We start from the raw sequence: 23,149 nt of genomic DNA, 5'->3' as shown, positions 1-23,149 counted from the left end.
TGATCAGAAAATATCGGGGCCGCGTCTCATATGACCGGTACCCAACAATGCTCGGCAGGCTGGATCGCAGCAGCACCTCACAAACTTTCTCTGTCACTCGCGGCATGAGCATCTAACTCATCACCCCTTCCCTGGCTACTATTTGAATTAAATCCGGAAACGCACGTTGATTCTGCGATTTCGGATGATACCTGTTTACTTGGTCCGCAAGTGTAATACGGAACCCCCACTGCAGGATACGAGACTGTTGCATAATGGCTACAACTGGAATCTCAACCTCTGCGTGCATCCATCATGGCCTGGGCCGCTGCATAGCGCTGCTCCTCAGGCATTGAAGCGTAATACGGATGGACCTGCCCCTTACTTATCAGCGCCGATTTGTCGCCGGTATCCGGGTTCGGCAAAAACGAACGGACGGTCTTGTTGCCGTCATTGCCTTGGTACCAGCGGATATTGAAGGCACAGAGGTGCTTGAAGAACACCATTTCGTAGTAACCGGGCACATGGTGATGAATCCACCAGGCGAGTGATGCCCAGTCGCCCGTCTTCTCGAAGTGGTCGAGCCAGGCCGGAATCACGATACAGGCCGTCGCGCCCATCATGCCGCTGCTGTCGCGCTGGCCCCAGATATGGGCGGCGCGGTTGTTTTCGTTGTTTGAGCAGTTCATTTTCTGACGGTTGCCAAGCTCATTGACCTCGGGCGAGCGATAGCCGGATCGGATATGCACCCGACCCCAGGCTGCCTGGATGGGCTCCAGTACCTGCTCGCACAGTTGCCGACCGGCCTCAATCGCAATCTCCGGGTTATCCGGTGCGTTGGTCAGGCCATGGGCCTGCGCAATCTCGGAGTGGAGGAATTCACGCATGAAGAAGTTTGCCGACAGCCGGGTACGGCCGAAGTCTTCCAGTTTTCTGTAGGTCCAATCGATCGTCATAAGAGACCTCCGCTCAAGGCGTTCAAGGGGCGTCGGCTGAGAAAATCCGAACGCTTAGTATCCAGAGCTGTGCAATATGTTGGCACAGGAGTGCAGGATGTAAATCAGGAACAGCATCACCGCCAGCCCGGTCATATCGGACACACTGATATTGATCTGCACCCTGTTCACGATCAGCAGGGTACCTACTGCGATCATAATCATGCCCACAATAAGATGGTTCATCGAGATTACGAGGCCGAACAATACGAGTGCGACACCCATGTGATCTCCCCCTCTGTCGACTCATTCAGTGACGCTGCGTCTTAAAGTGAGTTGTCTTGTGCCCGACGGTCACGATGATGCCCTCGGCCATCACCAGGTAGCAACGGCGCACCTTGTCGAGTACTTGGGTCGGACAAGGAAGTTCGCGGCATAACCGGCGCCATCCGCGCTTGTCCAATGAGATCACTTCCGCACCACGGTGGTAATCGACTGCGCCATAGTCGATCAGCAGATCAACCATCAGGCCTGAAACACCGCGCTGTTGCATACGTTGTGTGGCATGTTTTGAAAACATCACCGCCTCCGTCATCCATCAGCCGTTGTTGAGAGCCCAATACTAGGTTATCTTTTGACCACATGTAAGATTTGTATACATATACATGTCCCATTAACAGGACATGTACCCTGAAAGGGACAGGTAGGATGCTGACGGCACTGAAAGATCTGAAGTGGGAAGTGTTACTGCGTTATCGCTATATCGAAATCATCGCCCTGTGGGAGGGTCGTCTGACAACCAACCATCTGTGCAACACCTTTGGCATAAAGCGTCAGCAGGCCTCCCGGGATATCAATCAATACAAGCAGATGGTGCCGGAGAATCTCGATTACGACGCTCATCTGAAGGGCTATATACCTTCCACAAGCTTCAACCCGCACTTCACGACCGGCACCGTGGATGAATACCTGAACCTGCTGGATTCCCACAGTTTCCTGGAAGGTTTTGTTGAACGCATCGCCCTGTCACAAAGCCACACCTGCGTTATTCGGCCACCCCAGCGCCGAGCAGAACCACGCATCGTGCGCCAGGTCGTCGAGGCCTGCCGGACAGGACAGCGCTTGGAGCTGACCTATGCCTCCATGACCAGCCCGAAAGGCGAAGAACGGATTGTCGCCCCTCATTCGCTGGTATCCAGCGGCTACCGCTGGCACCTGCGTGCCTTCTGTGAAAAAAACCGGGACTATCGCGACTTCTTGCTCGGGAGAATTCTGGAGTGTGGCGACATACTCGGCCCCCGACTGGAGGATCCGACGCACGATACGCTCTGGCAGCGGGAGGTAGAACTGCGACTGATCCCCAACCCCGGGCTAATGACTGAACAGCAGGCGCTCATCCGGCACGAGCGCTGTTTCACCGACGAGGTGCTATCCATTAAAACCCGCGCTGCCACCGCTATCTACCTGCTGCAACTCATGCAGGTGCCGACAGCTCCGCCTGAGGTGGAAGACATCAACTTCTGCAGGGCTAACCCAGTGGTGCTGGAAGACTATTCACAAATAGAGGCGTTACGGTTCGAAGGAGCGAAAAAGGCGCGGTGACTTCAGACCGCTGCCATTTGGCCGTGTACGGATACATCGCATTGCTCAGCTATCGATATACGCTTTAACCGCGTGCCCTTCAAAGTACATCTTCCCTTTCGTCACACGGTTCAGAGCCGGCGGATTCTTCCCCTTCAGCGGCAGGTTATGCTGCACCGCATGTTTCAACTCGGTTATCCTGACTCCCAGGACACAGGCAACCTCTTCGATAGACAGCATACGATCCCAGTAGCTTGATGCCTGGCTGTTATGCCAGCCAACGCTACCTGTGACGGCCCATGACTTCGACGATGTATCCTGTGTCATTTCAAGCTCCTGGATCTGTGGGTTATCAGCATTCTATCGGTAGTAGCTTGTAGCGAGCAACGCGATGAGGCTCTGATACTTATACGCACAATAACGGCAAATTCGATCTCACGACTCAGCGCCTGAACGACCCAGTGCGTTCGGCGTTGTTGTGCCATCCGGTATTTGAGTACATTGAACTGACTACAACCGAAAACGCGGCATAGTGCGATCGGCCTCATGAGTCCGGAGGAGTTTGAGTCCCGAGACGTCGCTTAAAACCGTGTCCAGGATTGCTGGGGCGGGGAGATCAGACAAACACCGATCTGGATGTGAAGACATCCGTCCTGCTGGAGCGAAAGAGAATTAGAAATACGCGCTTAGCAAAGTGAAGCGTTCGCTGATTTGACCAGATAGCCCCTAATGCAACGACGTGCATTGGCTGCTGAAAAACGGACTCATCCAACAAAGTTGCAAACGGTCACAGAACGGGCACGAGAAACGCTAAACCCCAGAAACGACAAAGGCCGATAGATGATCTATCGGCCTAAGTGTTTGAATTCAATGGTCGGGACGAAAGGATTTGAACCTTCGACCCCTTGCACCCCATGCAAGTGCGCTACCAGACTGCGCTACGCCCCGACTGTGCCTGAAAAGCTGCCTGATTGCTGCTGCGTTTCAAGTGGTGGGTAATATACCCTAAGGTTTTGATACTGTGAAGTTTTTTCTTAAAAACTTTTCAGTGTTGCGAGCAACTCTTCCAGTTCGGTGATGGTCTGGCGCACCAGCTGCTTGTAGCGGGCGGCATCATCCCCCGCCTGCTCACCAGAGAGCCACTGACGGGCACCGCTGATGGTGTAGCCCTGCTCGTGCAGCAGGCTGCGTATCTGGCGAATCACCAGGACATCCTGGCGCTGGTAGTAGCGGCGGTTGCTGCGCTTGACCGGGCTTATCTGGTGGAATTCCTGTTCCCAGTAACGCAAGACATGAGTCTTGAGGTCGCAAAGCTTGGCAACCTCGCCGATCGTGAAATAACGCTTGTTGGGAATGGATTCCAGCCGGGGATTAGGACCGGCTGTCGGCATAGGTGTCTACTCGATCCTTGAGTTTCTGACCCGGACGAAAGGTCACCACCCGCCGTGCGCAGATGGGGACCTCTTCACCGGTTTTGGGGTTGCGGCCGGGGCGCTGTCGCTTGTCGCGTAGGTCGAAGTTGCCGAAACCCGACAACTTCACCTGCTCGTTTGACGCCAGACTGGCACGAATCTCGTCAAAGAAGGATTCGACCATTTCCTTGGCTTCGCGCTTGTTAAGGCCGAGCTCTTCGTTCAAACGTTCTGCCATTTCAGCTTTTGTCAAAGAGCCCATGCCTTTCACCCCTGTCATTACTCTCGCAATGCCGCACCGTACTCAGAGTTCAGTGCACCTACTACAGCCTGGATAGTTCCGTTGATCTCTTCGTCATTAAGAGTGCGCGATGGATGCTGCCAGGTCAAGCCGATGGCCAGACTTTTTCGTCCTGCTTCAATGCCTTGGCCCTGATAAACGTCGAACAGCGTGACCTCTTTAAGGTAGTCGCCCCCCTCTCGCAGGGCCACTGTACGCAGCGCATCAAAGGCGGTTTTCTCGTCCACGATCAGCGCCAGGTCCCGGCGTGATTCGGGGAATTTCGACAACTCGCTGAAGCGCGGCAGACGACCATTGGCCAGTGTCTCGAGCTGCAGTTCGAACAGGTAGACAGGGCCATCCAGATCCAGCGCCTTGACCAGGTTGGGGTGCAGTGCGCCCATGTAACCCACGACCTTGCCATCTCGCACTATGGATGCGCCCTGGCCCGGGTGCAGCGCCACATGGCTGGCGGCCGCAAAGCTGTACGCCTGCGCTGCGCCACCCAGGGCCAGCAGGGATTCGACATGGCCCTTGAGGTCGTAGAAATCGACCTTCTGCGCCTTGCCGGTCCAGCCTTCGGGCTCGCGGCTACCGGCAATAACGCCGGCGATAACGTTTTCCTGCACCAGCTCACCGCCTTTTGGCAGGAAACGCTGGCCGCTCTCGAACAGGCGTACACGATCCTGCTGGCGGTTCTGGTTGTACTGCAGCGCCCTGGCCAGGCCCGGCCACAGGCTGGTGCGCATGACCGCCATTTCCGCCGAAATCGGGTTAGCCAGTGCAATGGCGTCGTACTGGTCGTCGAACTGCTTCGCCAGGCCCGCTTCGATGAAGCTGTAGGTGATGGCTTCCTGGTAACCCAGCGCCACCAGGGTGCGGCGCATGGTGCGGGTTTCAACACGGGATTCGACGATGGGCTTGATCGGCAGCGCCGCCATCGGCGTTTTTACCGGCAGGTTGTTGTAACCGTACACGCGGGCCAGCTCTTCGATCAGGTCGACTTCGATCTCGATATCGAAGCGGTACGAGGGCACGGACACATCCCAGACGCCGGCTTCGCACCCTGTCAGCTGCAGGCCCAGGCGGGTGAGGATTTCCTCGATCTCGGCCGCCGGCATGTCGAAGGCCAGCAACTGGTTGACCCGGGCATGGCGCAGGCGTACCTGTGCGACGTCCGGCAGGTGCTCTTCACTCTTCACTTCGGTAACAGGACCGGCTTCGCCGCCCACGATTTCCAGCAGCAGCTCGGTGGCGCGCTCTATGGCCTTGCGCTGCAGGCGCCAGTCGACGCCGCGCTCGAAGCGGTGCGACGAGTCGGTGTGCAGGCCGTAGGAACGTGCACGCCCGGCAATGGCCAGCGGTGCGAAGAAGGCGCTTTCAAGGAAGATATCACGGGTTTCAGGCGTCACACTGCTGCCCTCGCCGCCCATGATACCGGCCATGGCCAGCGGGCCCTTCTCGTCGGTAATCAGCAGGGTACCGGCCTTGAGCTCAATGTCCTGACCATCCAGCAGGGTCAGCTTTTCGCCATCCCGGGCTTCGCGCACCAGGATGCTGCCGCTAAGCTTGGCCAGATCGAAGGCGTGCATCGGCTGGCCGAGTTCCAGCAACACATAGTTGGTGACATCCACCACCGGGTCGATGGAGCGAATGCCGGCACGGCGCAGCTTCTCAACCATCCACAGCGGCGACTGCGCCTGCGGGTTGATGCGGCGGATCACGCGGCCGACATAGCGCGGGCAGGCTTCCCTGGCTTCCAGCACAACGGCGAAGGCATCCTTGATCGCCGGCTCAACCGGGGCGGGCTCGACAAACTTCACCGCCGCCTTGTTCAGCACGCCGACTTCGCGGGCAAGACCGGTAATGCTCAGGCAATCACCGCGGTTGGGGGTCAGGTCAACGTCGATGATCTTGTCGTTCAGGCCCAGGTAGTCACGCAGGCAATGCCCCACCGGTGCATCGGCGGCCAGTTCCATGATGCCGCCGTGATCCTGGGACAGGCCCAGCTCGTCTTCGGCGCACAACATGCCGAAGGACTCGACCTGGCGCAGCTTGGCCTTCTTGATCTTGAAGTCGCCGGGCAGTACGGCACCGACCTTGGCAAAGGAGGTTTTGAGCCCTGCGCGGGCGTTGGGCGCACCGCACACCACCTGGTGCTGCTCGTGGCCGTCGGATACGACGCACACCTGCAGCTTGTCGGCATTGGGATGGGGTTCGGCGCTGAGGATTTCGCCCACAATCACGCCGGAAAAGGCACCGGCAACCGGTACCACGTCGTCTACTTCCAGCCCCGCCATGGTGATCTGCGCCACCAGGGTGTCGGTGTCGATCGCCGGGTTGACCAGTTCACGCAACCACTGTTCACTGAATTTCATTCTGCTGTCCTGCCAAATCTGTTAGCTATCGTTTCCAGAGCGCGAGCGTGCTCGCACAGTCCCTCGGGCCGGCCGCAGCCAGGCCGGGGTCAGTTAAACTGGCCGAGGAAACGCAGATCGTTTTCGAAGAAAAGGCGCAGGTCATTCACGCCATAGCGCAGCATGGCCAGGCGCTCGACGCCCATGCCGAATGCAAAGCCGGTGTATTCTTCGGGATCGATGCCCACGGAGGCAAAAACCTTGGGGTGCACCATGCCGCAGCCGAGCACTTCGAGCCACTTGCCGTCACCGCGATCAATGTCGACTTCGATCGACGGTTCGGTAAACGGGAAGTAGGACGGACGGAAACGCACCTTGACGTCTTCTTCGAAGAATTCGCGCAGGAACTGTTCCAGGGTGCCCTTGAGGTCAGCAAAACTGATGTTCTTGTCGACCAGCAGGCCTTCTACCTGGTGAAACATCGGCGAATGGGTCTGGTCGTAATCGCAACGGTACACCCGACCCGGGCAGATAATGCGCACCGGCGGTTTCTGCTCTTCCAGGGTACGAATCTGCACCGGGGACGTGTGGGTACGCAGCAGGGTGTGAGCGTCGAAATAGAAGGTGTCGTGCATCGCCCGCGCCGGGTGATGCGCCGGAATGTTGAGCGCCTCGAAGTTGTGGTAGTCATCTTCGATTTCAGGCCCTTCAGCCACGCTGTAGCCAATATTGGCGAAGAAGGCTTCAATGCGCTCCAGCGTTTTGGTGACCGGATGCAGACCACCCAGTGCCTGGCCGCGACCGGGCAGGGTTACGTCGATGGTTTCCGCTGCCAGCTTGGCGTTCAGCGCCGCGCCTTCAAGCGAATCCTTGCGCGCGTTCAGAACATCCTGCAACGCCTGCTTGGCTTCGTTGATGCGTGCGCCTGCCTGCGGACGTTCTTCCGCAGACAGTTGCCCCAGCCCTTTCAGCAGCTGAGTAAGATGACCTTTCTTACCGAGATACTGAACACGGACCTGATCCAGGTCCTGAGTACTCGCAGCCTGCTCCACGGCAGCAATGCCCTGTGCCAACAGGGGCTCAATGTTTTCCATTACCGGCTCCAAAAGAAAATAGGGGAAGAGCTTGCACCCTTCCCCTATTCGGTTCGATCAATTACCTACAAGAGGCGGGTTTGCCTTACGCCAGAGCAGCTTTCGCTTTTTCGACGACAGCAGTAAACGCGCCCTGCTCGTGTACAGCCAGATCGGCCAGGACCTTACGGTCGATTTCGATGCTGGCTTTTTTCAGACCGGCGATCAGACGGCTGTAAGACATGCCGTTGATGCGGGCTGCCGCGTTGATACGGGCAATCCACAGAGCGCGGAACTGACGCTTACGTTGACGGCGGTCGCGGTACGCGTACTGACCTGCTTTGATAACTGCCTGTTTGGCAACACGGAATACACGGCTACGAGCACCGTAGTACCCCTTTGCCTGCTTCAATACTTTCTTGTGACGACGACGTGCTTGCACACCACGTTTTACACGAGCCATTGCAATACCTTCCTAAAATTCTGTTGATACCAAGAGTCTAAAAAAGACTTAGATGTACGGCAGCATGCGTTTAACGAGTGCCTTGTCCGCTGCATGAACCTGCAGCATCGGACGCAGCTGACGCTTACGCTTGGTGCTTTTCTTGGTCAGAATGTGGCTTTTGAAGGACTGCTTGTGCTTGAAGCCGTTGGCAGTTTTCTTGAAGCGCTTGGCAGCGCCACGGTTTGACTTGATCTTAGGCATTTCCAAAATCCCCACGCATTCGTTAAGTTGTGTTCACCCGAATGACCGCAAAACCCGCAACCACTTCCATGCAGAAGCGATTGCGGGCGCTGCATAATTCGAATTACTTTTTCTTCTTCGGAGCAATGACCATGGTCATCTGACGGCCTTCCATCTTCGGACGCTGTTCAACGACACCCAGCTCTTCCAGGTCTTTTTCGACCCGTAACATCAGCTGCATGCCCAGTTCCTGATGGGCCATCTCGCGACCACGAAATCTCAAGGTCACTTTCGCCTTGTCTCCGGCTTCAAGGAAACGTACCAGGTTGCGCAGTTTTACCTGGTAATCCCCCTCTTCCGTCCCAGGACGGAATTTCACTTCCTTGACCTGCATCTGAACCTGCTTTTTCTTGGCCAGGTTCTGCTGCTTCTTCGCTTCGTACTGATGCTTACCGTAATCCATCACCTTACAGACGATGGGGTCGGAGTCTGCGATCTGTACGAGGTCAAGGCCCGCTTCCTGAGCTGCCTCAAGAGCATCCTTAATCGATACTATTCCAATCTGGCTACCGTCGGGGCCGATCAGCCGACACTCATTAGCTCGAATATTGTCGTTGATCGATGGGCGTTTCTCGCCGCGTCTGTTATCGCGCCTGATGGTACTATCTCCTGCTCAGATTAATTCTGGCGTCCCTTCCGGGTCACGTCTTGTGACAGAAGGGCTACGAACTCTTCGATTGACAAGGTACCCAGGTCCTCGCCCGAGCGAGTACGCACTGCCAGGGAACCTGATTCTACTTCCTTATCGCCTACAACCAGCAGGTATGGAACCTTCTGGAGTGTGCGCTCGCGGATTTTAAAGCCGATCTTCTCGTTTCTCAAGTCCGCTTGTGCCCGGAAGCCCTTATCTTCAAGAAGTTGCGCCACTTTTTTACTATATTCAGCCTGTTTGTCGGTAATGTTGAGTACCGCAACCTGCTGTGGTGCCAACCAGGTCGGCAATGCGCCGGCGTAGTTCTCGATCAGGATGCCGATGAATCGCTCGAAGGAACCGAGGATTGCACGGTGCAGCATGACCGGTGTCTCTCGTTCACCCGCTTCATTCACGAACTGGGCACCCAAACGGCCCGGCATCGAGAAATCGACCTGTATAGTACCGCACTGCCACACCCGGCCAAGACAATCTTTCAAAGAAAATTCAATCTTGGGTCCGTAGAAGGCACCCTCGCCCGGCAATTCCTGCCAGTCGAGGCCGGCCGCATCCAGGGCTTCGGCCAGGGATTTCTCGGCCTTGTCCCAGCTGGCATCGGATCCGACACGCTTTTCCGGGCGGGTCGACAGCTTGTAAATGACCTCGGTAAAGCCAAAGTCGGCATAGACCTCGTGCAGGAAGTCGATAAAGCTGGCCACTTCGCTCTGAATATCGCGCTCGCTACAGAAGATGTGTGCGTCGTCCTGCACGAAGCCGCGTACGCGCATGATGCCGTGCAGCGCCCCGGAGGGCTCATTGCGGTGACAGGCGCCGAACTCGGCCAGGCGCAGCGGCATTTCGCGGTACGAACGCAAGCCCTGATTGAACACCTGCACGTGGCAGGGGCAGTTCATCGGCTTGATCGCAAAATCGCGGTGCTCCGAGTGCGTAGTAAACATCTGCTCGGAGAACTTGTCCCAATGACCGGACTTCTCCCACAGGGAGCGTTCGACCACCTGGGGTGTCTTGATTTCCTGATAGCCGTGCTTGCGCTGCTTGGCGCGCATGTACTGCTCGATTTCCTGATACAGGATCCAGCCCGGCGGGTGCCAGAACACCATGCCCGGCGCTTCTTCCTGCAGGTGAAACAGGTCCTGCTGCTTGCCGAGCTTGCGGTGATCGCGTTTTTCCGCCTCTTCCAGGCGGTGCAGGTATTCCTTCAGGTCTTTCTTGTCACCCCAGGCGGTACCGTAGATACGGTGCAGCATTTCGTTGTTCGAGTCGCCGCGCCAGTAGGCCCCGGCCACCTTCATCAGCTTGAAGGCCTTGATATGCCCGGTCGAGGGCACGTGGGGACCACGGCACAGGTCAATAAAGTCGCCCTGACCGTAGAACGACAGCTCCTGGTCGCCCGGAATGGCCTCGATGATCTGGACCTTGTACTTTTCGCCCATTTTTTCAAACATGGCGACGGCTTCATCGCGGCTCATCAGCGAGCGCTTAACCGGCAGATTTTCCTTGGACAGCTGCTGCATGCGCTTTTCGATCTGCGTCAGATCGTCCGGCGTAAAGGGCCGCTCGTAGGCAAAATCGTAATAGAAGCCGTTATCGATCACAGGCCCGATGGTTACCTGGGCACCCGGGAACAGCTGCTGCACGGCCATGGCCATCAGGTGCGCGCAGGAGTGACGGATAACCTCTACACCCTCTTCGTCCCGTGCCGTGACAATGGCCAGCTCGCAGTCGTCAGTGATCAGGTAACTGGTATCAACCAGCGTACCATTGACCTTGCCGGCGAGTGCCGCCTTGGCAAGACCGGTACCAATGGACGCCGCAACGTCATGTACGGTAACCGCGGTTTCAAAGCTGCGCTGACTGGCGTCCGGGAGTGTAATAACAGGCATGAAAGTCCCTTGTTGTCTCAGTGGTGACCCTTACGACAGGCCACTTAAGTGATCAAATAATGTCGTGAAAATAAAGCTGTACAAACGGAGCACAGCATAAAGGGGGTCGAATTATACTCCAACACAGGCGCAGCGACTACCGTCAATTCGCGTTACACTGGCACATCAAGCCGGCAACGGCTGGGCCCGACATAAAAACAGCAATCAGCGACCCCGGACTCTGCATGAACCGATTCAAAATTAGCACCCGACTGATGCTCATGATGTGCCTGCTGGTGCTGCTGCAAACGGCCCTGCTCGGCGGCTTTGCCCTGAGTTACCTGGCATCGTCGCTGGAAGAACAAATCGGTCTGCGGGCACTGCAGCTGGCGTCGATGATCGCCCAGACACCGGCGGTGCGCGAAGCCGCCCGCGCGCACGACAGCGTGCGCATGCAGACCCTGGCCGAAGAGCTGCGCGAGGCCACCGATGCAAGCTTCATTGCGGTCGGCGACGAGACGGGCATTCGCCTGGCCCACCCGCTGCCAGAGCGCATCGGCCTGCCGATGGTCGGCGGCGACAACATCCGCGCGCTGGAGCTGGGCCAGAGCTACATTTCCCGGGCAATCGGCAGCCTCGGCCCTTCGGTACGCGGCAAGGCGCCGATTTTTTCGGAGGAAGGCGATATCCTCGGCGTCGTCTCCGTGGGCTACCTCACGACCAGCCTCGAGCATATAGTGCTGCGCTACCAGCGCATCGTTATCGGTGTGACCCTGGCCCTGCTGCTGCTGTCGGTTCTGCTCGCGGTCTGGATATCGCGTCGTTTCCGTTCGGCGATTTTTGGCCTGGAACCGCACCAGATCGCGCGGCTGTTTGAAGAGCGCAACGCGACCCTGGAGTCGGTGCGCGAGGGTATCATCGCGGTCAACACCGAAGGCCGCATTACCACCTTCAACCAGGCCGCAGCCGCCACCCTGGGGCTGTCCCCGTCGGAGCCACTGAGCGGACGCCCCATACAGGATGTACTGCCGGACAGCCGCCTGCCTGACATGCTGGTCAGTGGCGAGCCCGAGTTTGACCGCGAACTGATCCTGCGCGGCCAGACCCTGATCGTGAACCGCATCCCCATCCGCGACGGTCAAAAGGTGATCGGTGGCGTGGCGAGCTTCAGGCGCAAGGATGAACTGGACCAGGTCAGCCGCCAGCTCACCCAGATACAGCAGTACGCCGAGACCCTGCGCAGCCAGACCCATGAATACGCCAACAAGCTGCACACCATTGCAGGACTCATTCAAATCGGCGCCAGTGACCGCGCACTGGAGATCATTGGCCAGGAAACCCGCGAGCAGCAGGCGCTGCTGCGCTGGCTGGTCGACTCGGTCACCGAACCGGTACTGTCCGGCTGCCTGCTGGGCAAGTACAATCGCGCCCATGAACTGGGCTTGCAGCTGCTGATAGACCCGGACAGCCATATGGGCGCCCTGCCCACCCATGTGCCGGCCGAACGCATCGTGACCCTGCTGGGTAACCTGCTGGACAATGCCTTTGAGGCGACACTGGCCGCCCAGGGCAAGCAGGTACAACTATCGATGACGGACCTGGGGTCAGACCTCATCTTTGAGGTGGAAGACCAGGGCACAGGCGTGCCCGTGGCCGAACGCGAGCGGATTTTTCAGCGTGGCGTCAGTGGCAAGTCCGGCAGCCGCGGCATCGGCCTGCACCTGGTGCGCCAGACCCTGACCCAGCTGGGCGGCGAGATCACCGTCTCTGAAACAACAGGCGGCGGCGCACGTTTTACCGCTTACATTCCCAAGGAGGCCGCAGTATGACCGCCACACAACAAGAACAACGGTCTCACTATACAGGACACTGCGCATGACCCGGACAATAAGCGTTGTTATTGCCGAAGATGACCCACAGATCGCCGAGATACAACGTCGTTTTGTTGAGCGCATCGACGGCTTCGAGGTGCGCGGCATTGCCCACAGCACCCAGGACGCCGCGGACCTGGTGGAAGTCATGCAACCGGACCTGCTGCTGCTGGACATCCAGTTCCCCGATGGTAGCGGCCTGTCACTGCTGCGCCGCCTGCGCACCGAGAACAGCGCCACCGATGTTGTCATGATCACCGCCGCCAAGGAGGTGGACACCCTCACCGAAGCGCTGCGCTGGGGGGTGTTCGACTATATCCTAAAGCCGCTGGTGTTCGACCGGCTGCAGCAGGCCCTGAGCAACTACCGCCAGCACCGTGACCGCCTGCTGCAAATGCAAAGCCTGTCCCAGCAGGAAGTGGACGGCCTGCTGCCCCGCACCGCCGGCACCGCCCCCAGGGCCACCACAGGCAGCCTGCCCAAGGGCATTGACATGCTGACGCTGGAAAAAATCCGCAAGGTGTTTCGCAGCCAGCCGCAACTGAGCCTCAGCGCCGAACAGGTGGGCGAGAAAATGGGCTCCAGCCGCACCACGGCACGGCGTTACCTGGAATACCTGGTCGGCACCCAGGAGCTGACCGCCGACGTCGCCTACGGCAGCGTCGGCCGCCCGGAACGGCAGTATCGCCTACCCCTTTAGCCCATTGTTGGATTACGGGTATCGTTGGGCCTGCACCTAACCTAGATTCCAACCAGATATCACCGATCACCGTCACTTCCCACCAAGTAGGATGTGGTGTAGCGCAGCGAAACCCATCAACCGGCGGCCCACTGCTGGGCTACGGGTATCGTTGGGTTACGGCCCTTCGGGCCTGCACCCAACCTTCATTCCAACCGGATATCACCGATCACCGTCACTTCCCACCAAGTAGGATGTGGTGTAGCGCAGCGAAACCCATCAACCGGCGGCCCACTGCTGGGCTACGGGTATCGCTGGGTTACGGCCCTTCGGGCCTGCACCCAACCTAGATTCCAACCAGATATCACCGATCACCGTCACTTCCCACCAAGTAGGATGTGGTGTAGCGCAGCGAAACCCATCAACCGGCGGCCCACTGCTGGGCTACGGGTATCGTTGGTTACGCCCCTTCGGGCCTGCACCCAACCTAGATTCCAACCAGATATCACCGATCACCGTCACTTCCCACCAAGTAGGGTGTGGTGTAGCGCAGCGAAACCCATCAACCGGCGGCCCACTGCTGGGCTGCGGGTATCGTTGGGTTACGGCCCTTCGGGCCTGCACCCAACCTACCTTCCAACCGGATATCACCGATCACCGTCACTTCCCACCAAGTAGGATGTGGTGTAGCGCAGCGAAACCCATCAACCGGCGGCCCACTGCTGGGCTACGGGTATCGCTGGGTTACGGCCCTTCGGGCCTGCACCCAACCTAGATTCCAACCAGATATCACCGATCACCGTCACTTCCCACCAAGTAGGATGTGGTGTAGCGCAGCGAAACCCATCAACCGGCGGCCCACTGCTGGGCTACGGGTATCGTTGGTTACGCCCCTTCGGGCCTGCACCCAACCTACCTTCCAACCGGATATCACCGATCACCGTCACTTCCCACCAAGTAGGATGTGGTGTAGCGCAGCGAAACCCATCAACCGGCGCCCCACTGCTGGGCTACGGGTATCGCTGGGTTACGGCCCTTCGGGCCTGCACCTAACCTAGATTCCAACCAGATATCACCGATCACCGTCACTTCCCACCAAGTAGGATGTGGTGTAGCGCAGCGAAACCCATCAACCGGCGGCCCACTGCTGGGCTACGGGTATCGTTGGGTTACGGCCCTTCGGGCCTGCACCCAACCTACCTTCCAACCGGATATCACCGATCACCGTCACTTCCCACCAAGTAGGGTGTGGTGTAGCGCAGCGAAACCCATCAACCGGCGGCCCACTGCTGGGCTACGGGTATCGTTGGGTTACGCCCCTTCGGGCCTGCACCCAACCTACCTTCCAACCGGATATCACCGATCACCGTCACTTCCCACCAAGTAGGGTGTGGTGTAGCGCAGCGAAACCCATCACTCACCGGCATTGATGGCATCGGGCGCATCGCCCCAATCGGTAGCGTAATACCCTCGCCGTACAAACCGATGAAAGCTCGAATAAGGCCAGTCACCAGGCCTCGCAACCAGCCCATGCTTGACCGGGTTGTAATGGATATAATCGAGATGCCGGTGCAAATCATGCTCATCGCGAATGAAATGCTCCCAATAACGCCGCTGCCATATACCCCGCTCATGCTTCGCAACCTGGCTGGCAGACCTTGAAGCGGCCTTGGGCAACTGGCTCGAAAAACAGGCCTTGATCCGCTGCCACCGACGCGGATAGTCGACATCATCTTCGGGTAGCGTCCAAATACAATGCAGATGCTCAGGCAAAACCACAGCCGCTTCAAGCCTGAACGGCATTTCCCCCCTGACATGCCGAAAAGCGTGACGCAGGTGCTCAATATTATCGACCAGCAGCGTCGAGGAGCGGTCAGCCAGCACCACCGTGAAAAAATAGGTTCCACCGGGCGTCCGTATTCGCCGGTATTCCATAGTGTCAGTCCTTGAATCCACAGAACCTTATCATCGTTTCAGCATAGACGTACCGAAGGTACAAAGTGACCAGGGTGATTGCTCCATGCCCCCGTAGGATGCGGTGTAGCGAAGCGAAACCCATCAACCGGATGGCAACATGTATAAACCCGGCCCCTGCTGATCCCTGTGCTCGCAGGATGCCCGCCAGGAACGGCGGAAACCCTGAAAATGCAGGAGCATTTTTCAGGGAAGCACCTCCATGTAGCCATGCGCCCGCGCTGTACCGTACATCCTGTACATAAACCCTGCTCCAATGCTAGAAACTCTGTGCCAACTGATACAGGCCGCTCCTGCGCATCCATGCGCCCGCGGCATGCCCGCCAGGAACGGCGGAAACCCTGAAAACGCAGGAGCGGTTTTCAGGGAAGCACCTCCATGTAGCCATCGCTCCTGCGCATCCATGCGCCCGCGGCATACCGTACATCCTGTACATAAACCCTGCTCCTGCACATCCCTGTGCTCGCAGGATAAGTACCTCCATGTACAAAAAAACCGCCCGAAGGCGGCGGAAAACACACTGGCAGGAAGGCCCTTCCTGCCGGAGTGAGGTTTTGAACAGCCGCGCCTGACCTCGGGGGCCTGGCGCGGCTTCAGCTTCATCAGTCGACGATGCTGTGCTCCTTGTCCTGGGCTGCGGCCATGCGACGGCGCAGAACCGGGCCAATGATGTACGGCAGTACCAGGCCGGTAATGGCCACTACCCAGATGCCCACCGACAGGCCGCTGCTCCAGAGAATGGTCCAGTCGCCATCAGACAGGGTCAGGGCGTGACGCAGGCTTTTCTCCATTTCAGGCCCCAGCAGCATGCCGAGGATGACCGGTACCAGCGGGATATGCAGCTTGCGCAGCAGATAGCCCATCAAACCGAAACCAATCATGAAATACAGGTCCAGCGGGCTGTTGCTGATGGCAAAGATGCCGACAGACGCCACCAGGGTCACCACCGGCATCAGGTACTTGGGCGGAATGCTCAGCAGCTTGACGAAGATGCCGATCATCGGGATGTTCAGCAGCAACAGGATCAGGTTGCCGACGAACAGCGCCGCAATCACGCCCCATACCAGCTCGGCATTCTGAGTGAACAGCATCGGGCCGGGCTGAATGTTCAGCGAGATCAGCATCGCCAGCAGTACCGCCGTGGTGCCGCTGCCCGGCACACCCAGCGTCAGCATGGGTACCAGGGCACCGTTGGCCGCGGCATTGTTGCCCGCTTCCGGCGCGGCCACGCCACGCGGATCACCTTCACCGAAGTTGCCGTTTTTGCCGACGACCTTTTTCTCCATGGTATAGCTGAGGAAGCTGCCCAGGGACGCACCGGCACCCGGCAGAACACCGGCGATAAAGCCGAGGACGGAGCCACGCAGGCTGGTGGGCAACACCTGGATAATGTCTTTCATGCTCAGCTTGAGCTTGTTCAGGGCAACCTTCTTGAAGCCTTCACCGGCGTGCATTTCAATAAAGAACAGCAGTTCGCTGATGGCAAAGAGACCGACGATGGCGATGATGAAATCCACCCCTTCGTACAGCTCCAGAATGTTGTAGGTGTAGCGCTGGTTGCCGGTGGTGATATCGACACCCACGGTGGCAATCATCAGACCGAGACAGGCCGCCACCACGGTCTTCACCTGGTTTTTGCCGGTAATGCCGCCCAGGGTCGCAAACGCCAGGGTAAAGAGCGCAAAGTACTCGGCCGGGCCAAAGCGCAGCGCGAACTTGGCCAATACCGGTGCCAGAATCACCAGACCCACGGTCGCCAGCAGGCTGCCGATAAAGGAAGCGATCGCCGAAATTGCCAGCGCTTCGGCGGCCTTGCCCTTCAACGCCATGGGGTAGCCGTCAAGGCAGGTCATCATCGCAGGCTCGTCGCCCGGAATGTTCAGCAAAATACTGGAAATACGGCCGCCATACATGGCACCGGCATACACCGATGTCAGCAGAATCAGCGCGGAACTTGCCGGCAGCCCCAGGCTGAATGCCAGCGGAATCAGAATGGCAACACCGTTGGCAGGGCCCAGGCCCGGCAGCGCACCGATAATGGTACCGAGGATGGCGCCGATGGCTGCGAACATCAGGTTTTCCGGCGTCAATGCGACGGCAAAACCCTGCAGCAGAAAATTCAATGTTTCCATTTACATCAGCCCCCGTTCAGCTTCAAGAGTCCAGCCGGCAAGTGCAGTTCCAGCAGGAAATTGAACAGCACGTACACCACAATCGCGCTGCCCGCCCCCGTAAAGATGGACGGCAAAGGCTTGGCACCCATGCGCCAGCACAGCACGCTGACCATCAGGGTTGTGGCAGGAATAAAGCCCACCGGTTGCAGCATCAGGGTAAAGATTGCCAGCACCAGCAGCACGAAGCCCAGCTCCGCCAGCATTTTCAGGTGTGGCCACTCTTCGTCCTGATCCGGGCGTACCAGCAGATAGATGCTGCTCAGCCCCAGAATTACCGACAGCAACAGCGGGAATGTTTCCGGCCCGACAGCCTCGGAACCACCAAAGGGCTCTGGAAACATGGCGGCCTCCCAGCCGTAAACTACGGCTAGGAGGAGCAGTACTACACCGAGGATTCGATCCCCTATCATTTTATCAGCCCGATTTCAGTTGAGATTTCCTTGATGCTGTCGACCTGACCCTTCACGAAGGTGCTGAAGTCGGCACCGGTCTTGTGGAACGGCATCAGACCGTTTTTCTCCATCACGTCCTGCCAGTTGTCGCTTTTGTATACGCTATCCATGGTATCAACCCACCACTGGTAGGCTTCGTCGGACACACCCTTGGGGACGTAGAAACCGCGCCAGTTGGGTGCAACGGCGTCGATGTTCTGCTCACGGGCAGTCGGGATCGCATCCAGCGGAGCCGGCAGGCGCTCTTCAGACAGAACAGCCAGAACCTTCAGGTCACCGGACTCCATAAAACCCTGGGCTTCGGAGATGTCTCCGGTGAACGCTTCCAGGTGGCCACCGACAACCTGGGTAATGGCTTCGGCGCCGCCGTTAAAGGCCAGGTATTTCACCTTGGGCAGGTTGGCTTTTTCGATACCGGCGGAACGCCCGGCAATCAGAACCTTGAGGTGATCCCAGCCGCCGGCTGCACTGCCGCCACCAAACTTGACGGAATGGGGATCGGCCTTGAGTGCATCCATCATGTCATTCAGCGACTGGAACGGAGAATCCTTGGACACGGCGATTACACCGTAATCCGCCCCCAGAGCACCCACCCAGCGAACCATCTCCTGATCCATGCCCACGAACTGGCCCTGGGCCAGGCGCGTGGTAGTGGCGGTGCTGGCAGCCACGATCAGTGCGCTGTCGTCATCACGCTTGGAAATGGTGTGAGCAAAGGCAACACCACCACCGGCACCCGGCATGTTGACGGTTTGAACATTGCCCGTGATGAAACCCAGGTCGGTCAGCACATTGCCAACGCTGCGGCAGGTGAAATCCCAGCCACCACCGGGGTTGGCCGGTGCTATGCATTCCGCGGTACGGGATTGTTCAAACGCGCTGGCCTGTGCCGCCAGGCTGAAGGTTGCTGTTGCCAGCAGGGTTTTGACTGCAGGAAATTTCATTCAGGTATCTCCGTCTTTCTTTTTGTAATCAGCCGGGCCAGGCGGCACGGCTGTATCGTGAATTCTGTGCCTGCTGCTGGCGACGCCGCATAATGGTGCGGCGTGCCCCAGTCAGGAACATATGCAGAGTAGGCAAGCGGCCATGATCTGACCAGTTTGCGGAGATACTGGGTTTTCAATCCATTGCGGGCATTAAGTTCATAAAGTTCACGCCTGGGGCATCCGGCACCACGACTAACCGCTACTCGCTCTGCTCCAGCAACTGGCGGGTAAACAGAATATGCTCGCTTGCCAGGCGCCTGGCCTGGTCGGCATCACGCGCCATTAACGCCAGGAAAATCCCGCTGTGCTGGGCCCGAATGCCGTCGGGGTAGCGTCCGTAACGCTTCAGGGTGCGGTCAAGTACCCCGTAAATGGCATTGAAGTAACGGCTATAGAACAGCTGGCTGAAGGAAATCAGCAGCAGGTTGTGACTCGACTGGGCAATCATCATGTGAAATTTCAGGTCTGCCTTGGCCTTGCCCAGGGTGCTCTGCCCCGCGCCGCGCTGCAGCATGCGACCGTACTCGCACTCGATACCGGCCAGCTCATCGTCGCTGGCACGCCGGGCGCAGTGGTAGGCCGCCTCTCCCTCCAGCGCCGCGCGCGTTTCCATCACCTGCAACTGCAAGCCCAGAGTATCCCCGGCCTCGACGGCAGGCATCTCGAAGTGCGGTTCCAGCAGGTTCAGGCAGCGACTGCCATCTCCCTGGCGGGTTCGGATGAGCCCGTCGAGCTCCAGCTGCTTGATGGCTGCTCGCACCGTGGCACGGGAGACATTCGCGCTTTCTGACAGGCTGCGCTCCGAGGGCAGCAGTTCCTCCGGCAGGAAACGCCCTTGCACGATGCCCAGGCTGAGCTGCGCATAGAGCTGCTGCACCTTGTCGCTTTTACCTTTCACCAAACTTTTCACCTTTCACCTTTCACCTTTCACCTTTCACCTTTCACCTTTCACCTTTCACCTTTCACCTTTCACCTTTCACCTTGCCCCTCACCTTGGTCAGACCAGTGAGCAGTGTAGCATTTCCTTTTTTCCTGCCGGCTTCTATTGTTCATCCAGCTTTTCGAGGGCGAATGGCTCCCGTCATCGCAGTCAAAAAACAACAGGTACTTTTCATGCCCTATGCCGAACGCTCACCCCAGGTCGCCCTGTTCGTCACCTGCCTGGTCGACATGTTCAGACCCGAAATTGGTTTTGCCAGCATCAGCCTGCTGCAACAGGCCGGCTGCAGCGTCGAGGTGCCCGAACGCCAGACCTGCTGCGGCCAGCCCGCCTTCAACTCCGGCGATCGCAGCAGCACAAGGGACATCGCCCGCCAGACGATCGAAGCTTTCGATGGTTATGAATTCGTGGTCGGCCCTTCCGGCTCGTGCATCGGCATGCTGCATCATTACCCCGAGCTGTTCGAAACCGACGACCCCTGGCACGCCCGCGCACTGGACCTCAAAGCCCGCGCCTTCGAGATCACCAGTTTCCTGGTGGATGTACTGCAGTTTCGCGGCGTGCAGAGCGACTTCAACGGCCAGATCAGCTATCACGACTCCTGCGCGGGCCTGCGCGAGCTTGGCATCAAAACCCAGCCACGGGCCCTGCTCAGCCAGGTGGCCGGACTACAGCTCAACGAAATGGACGAGTCGGAAACCTGTTGCGGCTTTGGCGGTACCTTCTGCGTGAAATACCCGGATATTTCCAACCGCATGGTGGAAAACAAGACGGCCAATACGGCGGCAACCGGCGCCGGCACCCTGGTGGGCGGGGACCTGGGCTGCCTTTTGAACATGGCCGGCAAGCTCAAGCGCCAGGGGCACGATATCCAGACCCGCCACGTGGTGGAAATTCTCGCAGGCCAGAACAGCCTTGCCGCCATTGGCGAAGCCCAAGCACGACAACCCGCCACAGCGGCATCCCCCTACGACCTTGCCAAGCAACTTTGACGCGGAGCCCCAGCCATGCAAATCACCAGTCCCGCGTTCAAGCAAAACGCCCGCATCGCACTCCAGGATGCCAGCCTGCAAAAGGCGCTTGGCAACCTCAAGGCCGGCTTCCCGGTCAAGCGCGCCCAGGCCCTGGAACGGCTGCCGGAGTTCGACGCGCTGCGCGATGAAGCCCGCGACCTGAAAAACCATATCCTCGAGAACCTCGACCTTTACCTTGAGCAGTTCGAGAGCAAGGTGCAGCAGCAGGGTGGCCATGTACACTGGTGCCGCAGCAGCGACGACGCCTGCAAGACCATTCTCGATATCTGCAAACAGGTGGATGCCAGGACCGTCACCAAGGGCAAGTCCATGGTGTCGGAGGAGATCAACCTCAACGAGTACCTGGAAAAGAACGGCGTAACGCCGGTGGAAACCGATCTGGGGGAATACATCCTGCAGCTGCGCGGGGATCACCCCAGCCACATTATTGCCCCGGCCATCCACCTCAACCTGGAAGACGTGTCCGAGGCCTTTCACCAGCACCACCACAGGCCCAAGTCCGATGACCCCGCCGTACTGATGCGCGAAGCGCGGGAGGTGCTGCGCGAGCAATTTGTGGCAGCGGATGTCGGTATCACCGGCGCCAACTTCCTGGTGGCCGAAACCGGCTCGACCCTGATCGTCACCAACGAAGGCAATGGCGACCTGACCCAGACACTGCCCAAAACCCATATCGTGGTAACCTCCATCGAGAAGGTGGTACCGACGCTTGAGGACATGACCCTGTTTCTGCGCCTGCTGGCCCGCTCGGCCACCGGACAGGAGTTTACCGTTTACAACACCCTGTCCAGCGGCCCCCGCCGCGAGGACGACCCGGACGGGCCGGAAAACTTCCACGTGGTGCTGGTCGACAACGGGCGCAGCGACATGCTGGGCGGCGACTTCCAGGACATGCTGCGCTGCATCCGCTGCTCGGCCTGCATGAACCATTGCCCGGTCTACGGCGCCGTGGGCGGTCACAGTTATGGCTGGGTCTATCCCGGCCCCATGGGCTCGGTGCTGACCCCGCAGATGGTGGGCATCGACCAGGCAGCATTGCTGCCCAACGCCTCCACCTTCTGTGGCAAGTGCGAGTCGGTGTGTCCGGTGCGCATTCCGCTGCCCAAACTCATGCGCCACTGGCGCGACAGGGAATTCGAACAGTACCTGAGCCCCAAAGCAGTGCGCTATGGTATCGGTGGCTGGGCCTTCCTGGCCAAAAGGCCCGCGCTGTACCGCTGGCTGAGCCTGGGCGCCAACCTGGCCCTGCGCCTGCTGGGCGGCAAAAAGGGCCGCATCCACCGGCTGCCACTGGGTGCTGGCTGGACCGATGGCCGCGACATGCCGGCCCCCAGTGGCAAAACCTTTATGCAGCAATGGCAGGCACAGCAGAAAACACAACAAAAAATGCAGCAGGAGCATTCCTTATGAGCCGGGCCGAGATTCTGAACAACATTCGCCGTGGCCTCAAGCGTGGCGAGGCCCCGGCCGATCAGCGCGCCGCCGTCATGACACGGCTCGACGCCCGGGCGAATAACCTCATACCGCGCCGCGCCCAACTGCCCCACGCAGAACAGGTGGCGCTGTTCAAAACCATGGCACGGGAAGCTGCCGCCGAGCTGATTGAGCTGGACAGCATTGATCAGGCCCCCGCCGCGATCGCCCGATGGCTGACACAGCAGCAGATTCCGGAGCTGGTATGCGCCAGTGACCCGGCCCTGCAGAGCCTCGACTGGTCGGTGCTGGACGACATTGCCCGCACCGAACGCGTCGCCCGGGCCGGGGACCTGGCCAGCCTGACCGGCAGTTTTGCCGGTATCGCCGAAACCGGCACCCTGATGCTCTACTCCGGCGCCACGAGCCCGACGACCCTGAACTTTCTGCCGGACAACCACCTGGTGATTCTGCATCAATCCTGCATTGTCGGCGTCTACGAAGATGCCTGGAAACGCCTGCGCAGCGCCACCGGGGGCGCCATGCCCCGCACCGTCAACCTGATCACCGGGCCCTCGCGCAGTGCCGATATCGAGCAGAAACTGCAGATGGGTGCACACGGCCCCCGTACCCTGGTGATATTGCTGATAAAGGAGTGAATGCCCAGGAGCAGCGGCAAGGGGAAAGGCTAAAGGTGCGAGGTGAAAGGTGAAAGGTGAAAGGTGAAAAGACAGTGCCCGCCGGCACGAA

23 protein-coding genes and 1 tRNA gene are annotated in these 23,149 nt (G+C 58.8%); 6 read left to right on the top strand and 18 right to left on the bottom strand.

Going from position 1 to position 23,149, the window contains the following annotated elements:
• Positions 1-272: 272 nt before the first annotated feature.
• The 3 genes from KDW95_RS22515 to KDW95_RS22505 are packed head-to-tail and all read right to left on the bottom strand — an operon-like array spanning position 273 to position 1,494.
• Positions 273-935, bottom strand: coding sequence for a hypothetical protein (locus KDW95_RS22515; RefSeq protein ID WP_255854007.1), 663 nt, complete (start codon positions 933-935; stop codon positions 273-275).
• 54 nt (positions 936-989) lie between these two features.
• Entirely contained in the window at positions 990-1,199 is a 210-nt protein-coding gene (locus KDW95_RS22510) for a hypothetical protein (protein WP_255854006.1), read from the bottom strand.
• 25 nt (positions 1,200-1,224) lie between these two features.
• Positions 1,225-1,494 carry a hypothetical protein gene (locus tag KDW95_RS22505; protein ID WP_255854005.1) on the bottom strand — a complete coding sequence of 90 codons (270 nt, stop codon included), beginning with the start codon at positions 1,492-1,494 and terminating at the stop codon, positions 1,225-1,227.
• Positions 1,495-1,622: 128 nt separating this feature from the next.
• Between KDW95_RS22505 and KDW95_RS22500 the strand changes: the two genes are divergently transcribed.
• Positions 1,623-2,516 carry a helix-turn-helix transcriptional regulator gene (locus KDW95_RS22500; RefSeq protein WP_255854004.1) on the top strand — a complete coding sequence of 298 codons (894 nt, stop codon included), beginning with the start codon at positions 1,623-1,625 and terminating at the stop codon, positions 2,514-2,516.
• A 45-nt stretch (positions 2,517-2,561) separates the two neighbouring features.
• Here the strand turns inward: KDW95_RS22500 and KDW95_RS22495 are convergent, their stop codons facing one another.
• From KDW95_RS22495 to thrS, 10 genes are all read right to left on the bottom strand, one after another.
• Positions 2,562-2,822: a hypothetical protein gene (locus KDW95_RS22495; RefSeq protein WP_255854003.1), complete on the bottom strand. Its 261-nt coding sequence runs from the start codon at positions 2,820-2,822 to the stop codon at positions 2,562-2,564.
• Positions 2,823-3,366: 544 nt separating this feature from the next.
• A tRNA-Pro gene (locus KDW95_RS22490) sits at positions 3,367-3,443 on the bottom strand.
• A gap of 86 nt (positions 3,444-3,529) precedes the next feature.
• Entirely contained in the window at positions 3,530-3,886 is a 357-nt protein-coding gene (locus KDW95_RS22485) for a MerR family transcriptional regulator (protein ID WP_255854002.1), read from the bottom strand.
• The gene (ihfA, locus tag KDW95_RS22480; RefSeq protein WP_255854001.1) at positions 3,867-4,169 is read right to left on the bottom strand and encodes an integration host factor subunit alpha; all 303 of its coding nucleotides are present in this window, start codon (positions 4,167-4,169) and stop codon (positions 3,867-3,869) included. Before ihfA ends, KDW95_RS22485 begins: the two co-directional genes overlap by 20 nt.
• A 17-nt stretch (positions 4,170-4,186) precedes the next feature.
• Positions 4,187-6,565: a phenylalanine--tRNA ligase subunit beta gene (gene pheT, locus KDW95_RS22475; protein WP_255853999.1), complete on the bottom strand. Its 2,379-nt coding sequence runs from the start codon at positions 6,563-6,565 to the stop codon at positions 4,187-4,189.
• An 89-nt stretch (positions 6,566-6,654) separates the two neighbouring features.
• A complete protein-coding gene (pheS, locus tag KDW95_RS22470) occupies positions 6,655-7,638 on the bottom strand; it encodes a phenylalanine--tRNA ligase subunit alpha (RefSeq protein WP_254579378.1) in 984 nt (327 codons plus the stop codon).
• A gap of 85 nt (positions 7,639-7,723) precedes the next feature.
• Positions 7,724-8,080: a 50S ribosomal protein L20 gene (gene rplT / locus KDW95_RS22465; protein ID WP_026291807.1), complete on the bottom strand. Its 357-nt coding sequence runs from the start codon at positions 8,078-8,080 to the stop codon at positions 7,724-7,726.
• 48 nt (positions 8,081-8,128) lie between these two features.
• Positions 8,129-8,323 (bottom strand): 50S ribosomal protein L35, encoded by a 195-nt coding sequence (gene rpmI, locus KDW95_RS22460; protein WP_020682328.1) that lies wholly within the window; start codon positions 8,321-8,323, stop codon positions 8,129-8,131.
• A 103-nt stretch (positions 8,324-8,426) separates the two neighbouring features.
• Positions 8,427-8,885, bottom strand: a complete 459-nt coding sequence (gene infC, locus KDW95_RS22455; protein ID WP_441813627.1) for a translation initiation factor IF-3 — start codon at positions 8,883-8,885, stop codon at positions 8,427-8,429.
• A gap of 95 nt (positions 8,886-8,980) precedes the next feature.
• A complete protein-coding gene (thrS, locus tag KDW95_RS22450; protein ID WP_255853998.1) occupies positions 8,981-10,897 on the bottom strand; it encodes a threonine--tRNA ligase in 1,917 nt (638 codons plus the stop codon).
• A gap of 224 nt (positions 10,898-11,121) precedes the next feature.
• Here thrS and KDW95_RS22445 point away from each other — a divergent pair, with 224 nt between their 5' ends.
• Together KDW95_RS22445 and KDW95_RS22440 are read left to right on the top strand one after the other, a co-directional pair.
• Positions 11,122-12,705, top strand: coding sequence for an ATP-binding protein (locus tag KDW95_RS22445; protein ID WP_255853997.1), 1,584 nt, complete (start codon positions 11,122-11,124; stop codon positions 12,703-12,705).
• A gap of 46 nt (positions 12,706-12,751) precedes the next feature.
• Positions 12,752-13,447 (top strand): response regulator, encoded by a 696-nt coding sequence (locus tag KDW95_RS22440; protein WP_255853996.1) that lies wholly within the window; start codon positions 12,752-12,754, stop codon positions 13,445-13,447.
• Positions 13,448-14,839: 1,392 nt separating this feature from the next.
• On the opposite strand, the gene KDW95_RS22435 is transcribed toward KDW95_RS22440, so the two are convergent.
• From KDW95_RS22435 to KDW95_RS22415, 5 genes are all read right to left on the bottom strand, one after another.
• Positions 14,840-15,361 (bottom strand): REP-associated tyrosine transposase, encoded by a 522-nt coding sequence (locus KDW95_RS22435; protein WP_255853995.1) that lies wholly within the window; start codon positions 15,359-15,361, stop codon positions 14,840-14,842.
• A gap of 641 nt (positions 15,362-16,002) precedes the next feature.
• Complete coding sequence (locus KDW95_RS22430; RefSeq protein ID WP_255853994.1) at positions 16,003-17,532, bottom strand: tripartite tricarboxylate transporter permease; 1,530 nt, start codon at positions 17,530-17,532, stop codon at positions 16,003-16,005.
• Positions 17,533-17,537: 5 nt separating this feature from the next.
• Positions 17,538-17,984: a tripartite tricarboxylate transporter TctB family protein gene (locus tag KDW95_RS22425; protein WP_255853993.1), complete on the bottom strand. Its 447-nt coding sequence runs from the start codon at positions 17,982-17,984 to the stop codon at positions 17,538-17,540.
• Positions 17,981-18,970: a Bug family tripartite tricarboxylate transporter substrate binding protein gene (locus tag KDW95_RS22420; RefSeq protein WP_255853992.1), complete on the bottom strand. Its 990-nt coding sequence runs from the start codon at positions 18,968-18,970 to the stop codon at positions 17,981-17,983. The genes KDW95_RS22425 and KDW95_RS22420 overlap by 4 nt, the downstream gene beginning before the upstream one ends.
• A gap of 241 nt (positions 18,971-19,211) precedes the next feature.
• The gene (locus KDW95_RS22415; RefSeq protein ID WP_255853991.1) at positions 19,212-19,910 is read right to left on the bottom strand and encodes a FadR/GntR family transcriptional regulator; all 699 of its coding nucleotides are present in this window, start codon (positions 19,908-19,910) and stop codon (positions 19,212-19,214) included.
• A 215-nt stretch (positions 19,911-20,125) separates the two neighbouring features.
• Between KDW95_RS22415 and KDW95_RS22410 the strand changes: the two genes are divergently transcribed.
• Genes KDW95_RS22410 through KDW95_RS22400 form a run of 3 tightly spaced genes read left to right on the top strand, consistent with a single transcriptional unit; the run spans position 20,126 to position 23,058 of the window.
• Positions 20,126-20,944: a (Fe-S)-binding protein gene (locus KDW95_RS22410; RefSeq protein ID WP_255853990.1), complete on the top strand. Its 819-nt coding sequence runs from the start codon at positions 20,126-20,128 to the stop codon at positions 20,942-20,944.
• A 15-nt stretch (positions 20,945-20,959) separates the two neighbouring features.
• On the top strand, positions 20,960-22,396 hold the full coding sequence (locus KDW95_RS22405) for a LutB/LldF family L-lactate oxidation iron-sulfur protein (RefSeq protein ID WP_255853989.1): 1,437 nt from the start codon (positions 20,960-20,962) through the stop codon (positions 22,394-22,396).
• Positions 22,393-23,058, top strand: a complete 666-nt coding sequence (locus KDW95_RS22400; protein ID WP_255853988.1) for a LutC/YkgG family protein — start codon at positions 22,393-22,395, stop codon at positions 23,056-23,058. The genes KDW95_RS22405 and KDW95_RS22400 overlap by 4 nt, the downstream gene beginning before the upstream one ends.
• The last annotated feature ends 91 nt before the right edge of the window (positions 23,059-23,149 follow it).

This window comes from Marinobacterium rhizophilum, from assembly GCF_024397915.1.
Lineage (GTDB): Bacteria > Pseudomonadota > Gammaproteobacteria > Pseudomonadales > Balneatricaceae > Marinobacterium_A > Marinobacterium_A rhizophilum_A.
Note: the sequence above shows the minus strand (reverse complement) of the source record. Positions and strands in the feature narration are given on the sequence as shown.

Bases quoted from the DNA above. Each gene is read 5' to 3' on its own strand.
- ihfA (WP_255854001.1), bottom strand. From the start codon at position 4,169: ATGGGCTCTTTGACAAAAGCTGAAATGGCAGAACGTTTGAACGAAGAG.
- pheT (WP_255853999.1), bottom strand. From the start codon at position 6,565: ATGAAATTCAGTGAACAGTGGTTGCGTGAACTGGTCAACCCGGCGATC.
- KDW95_RS22400 (WP_255853988.1), top strand. From the start codon at position 22,393: ATGAGCCGGGCCGAGATTCTGAACAACATTCGCCGTGGCCTCAAGCGT.
- KDW95_RS22430 (WP_255853994.1), bottom strand. From the start codon at position 17,532: ATGGAAACATTGAATTTTCTGCTGCAGGGTTTTGCCGTCGCATTGACG.
- KDW95_RS22435 (WP_255853995.1), bottom strand. From the start codon at position 15,361: ATGGAATACCGGCGAATACGGACGCCCGGTGGAACCTATTTTTTCACG.
- KDW95_RS22445 (WP_255853997.1), top strand. From the start codon at position 11,122: ATGAACCGATTCAAAATTAGCACCCGACTGATGCTCATGATGTGCCTG.
- rplT (WP_026291807.1), bottom strand. From the start codon at position 8,080: ATGGCTCGTGTAAAACGTGGTGTGCAAGCACGTCGTCGTCACAAGAAA.
- KDW95_RS22515 (WP_255854007.1), bottom strand. From the start codon at position 935: ATGACGATCGATTGGACCTACAGAAAACTGGAAGACTTCGGCCGTACC.
- KDW95_RS22425 (WP_255853993.1), bottom strand. From the start codon at position 17,984: ATGATAGGGGATCGAATCCTCGGTGTAGTACTGCTCCTCCTAGCCGTA.
- KDW95_RS22485 (WP_255854002.1), bottom strand. From the start codon at position 3,886: ATGCCGACAGCCGGTCCTAATCCCCGGCTGGAATCCATTCCCAACAAG.
- KDW95_RS22495 (WP_255854003.1), bottom strand. From the start codon at position 2,822: ATGACACAGGATACATCGTCGAAGTCATGGGCCGTCACAGGTAGCGTT.
- KDW95_RS22500 (WP_255854004.1), top strand. From the start codon at position 1,623: ATGCTGACGGCACTGAAAGATCTGAAGTGGGAAGTGTTACTGCGTTAT.
- pheS (WP_254579378.1), bottom strand. From the start codon at position 7,638: ATGGAAAACATTGAGCCCCTGTTGGCACAGGGCATTGCTGCCGTGGAG.
- KDW95_RS22440 (WP_255853996.1), top strand. From the start codon at position 12,752: ATGACCCGGACAATAAGCGTTGTTATTGCCGAAGATGACCCACAGATC.
- KDW95_RS22510 (WP_255854006.1), bottom strand. From the start codon at position 1,199: ATGGGTGTCGCACTCGTATTGTTCGGCCTCGTAATCTCGATGAACCAT.
- rpmI (WP_020682328.1), bottom strand. From the start codon at position 8,323: ATGCCTAAGATCAAGTCAAACCGTGGCGCTGCCAAGCGCTTCAAGAAA.
- KDW95_RS22505 (WP_255854005.1), bottom strand. From the start codon at position 1,494: ATGTTTTCAAAACATGCCACACAACGTATGCAACAGCGCGGTGTTTCA.
- KDW95_RS22420 (WP_255853992.1), bottom strand. From the start codon at position 18,970: ATGAAATTTCCTGCAGTCAAAACCCTGCTGGCAACAGCAACCTTCAGC.
- KDW95_RS22405 (WP_255853989.1), top strand. From the start codon at position 20,960: ATGCAAATCACCAGTCCCGCGTTCAAGCAAAACGCCCGCATCGCACTC.
- thrS (WP_255853998.1), bottom strand. From the start codon at position 10,897: ATGCCTGTTATTACACTCCCGGACGCCAGTCAGCGCAGCTTTGAAACC.
- KDW95_RS22410 (WP_255853990.1), top strand. From the start codon at position 20,126: ATGCCCTATGCCGAACGCTCACCCCAGGTCGCCCTGTTCGTCACCTGC.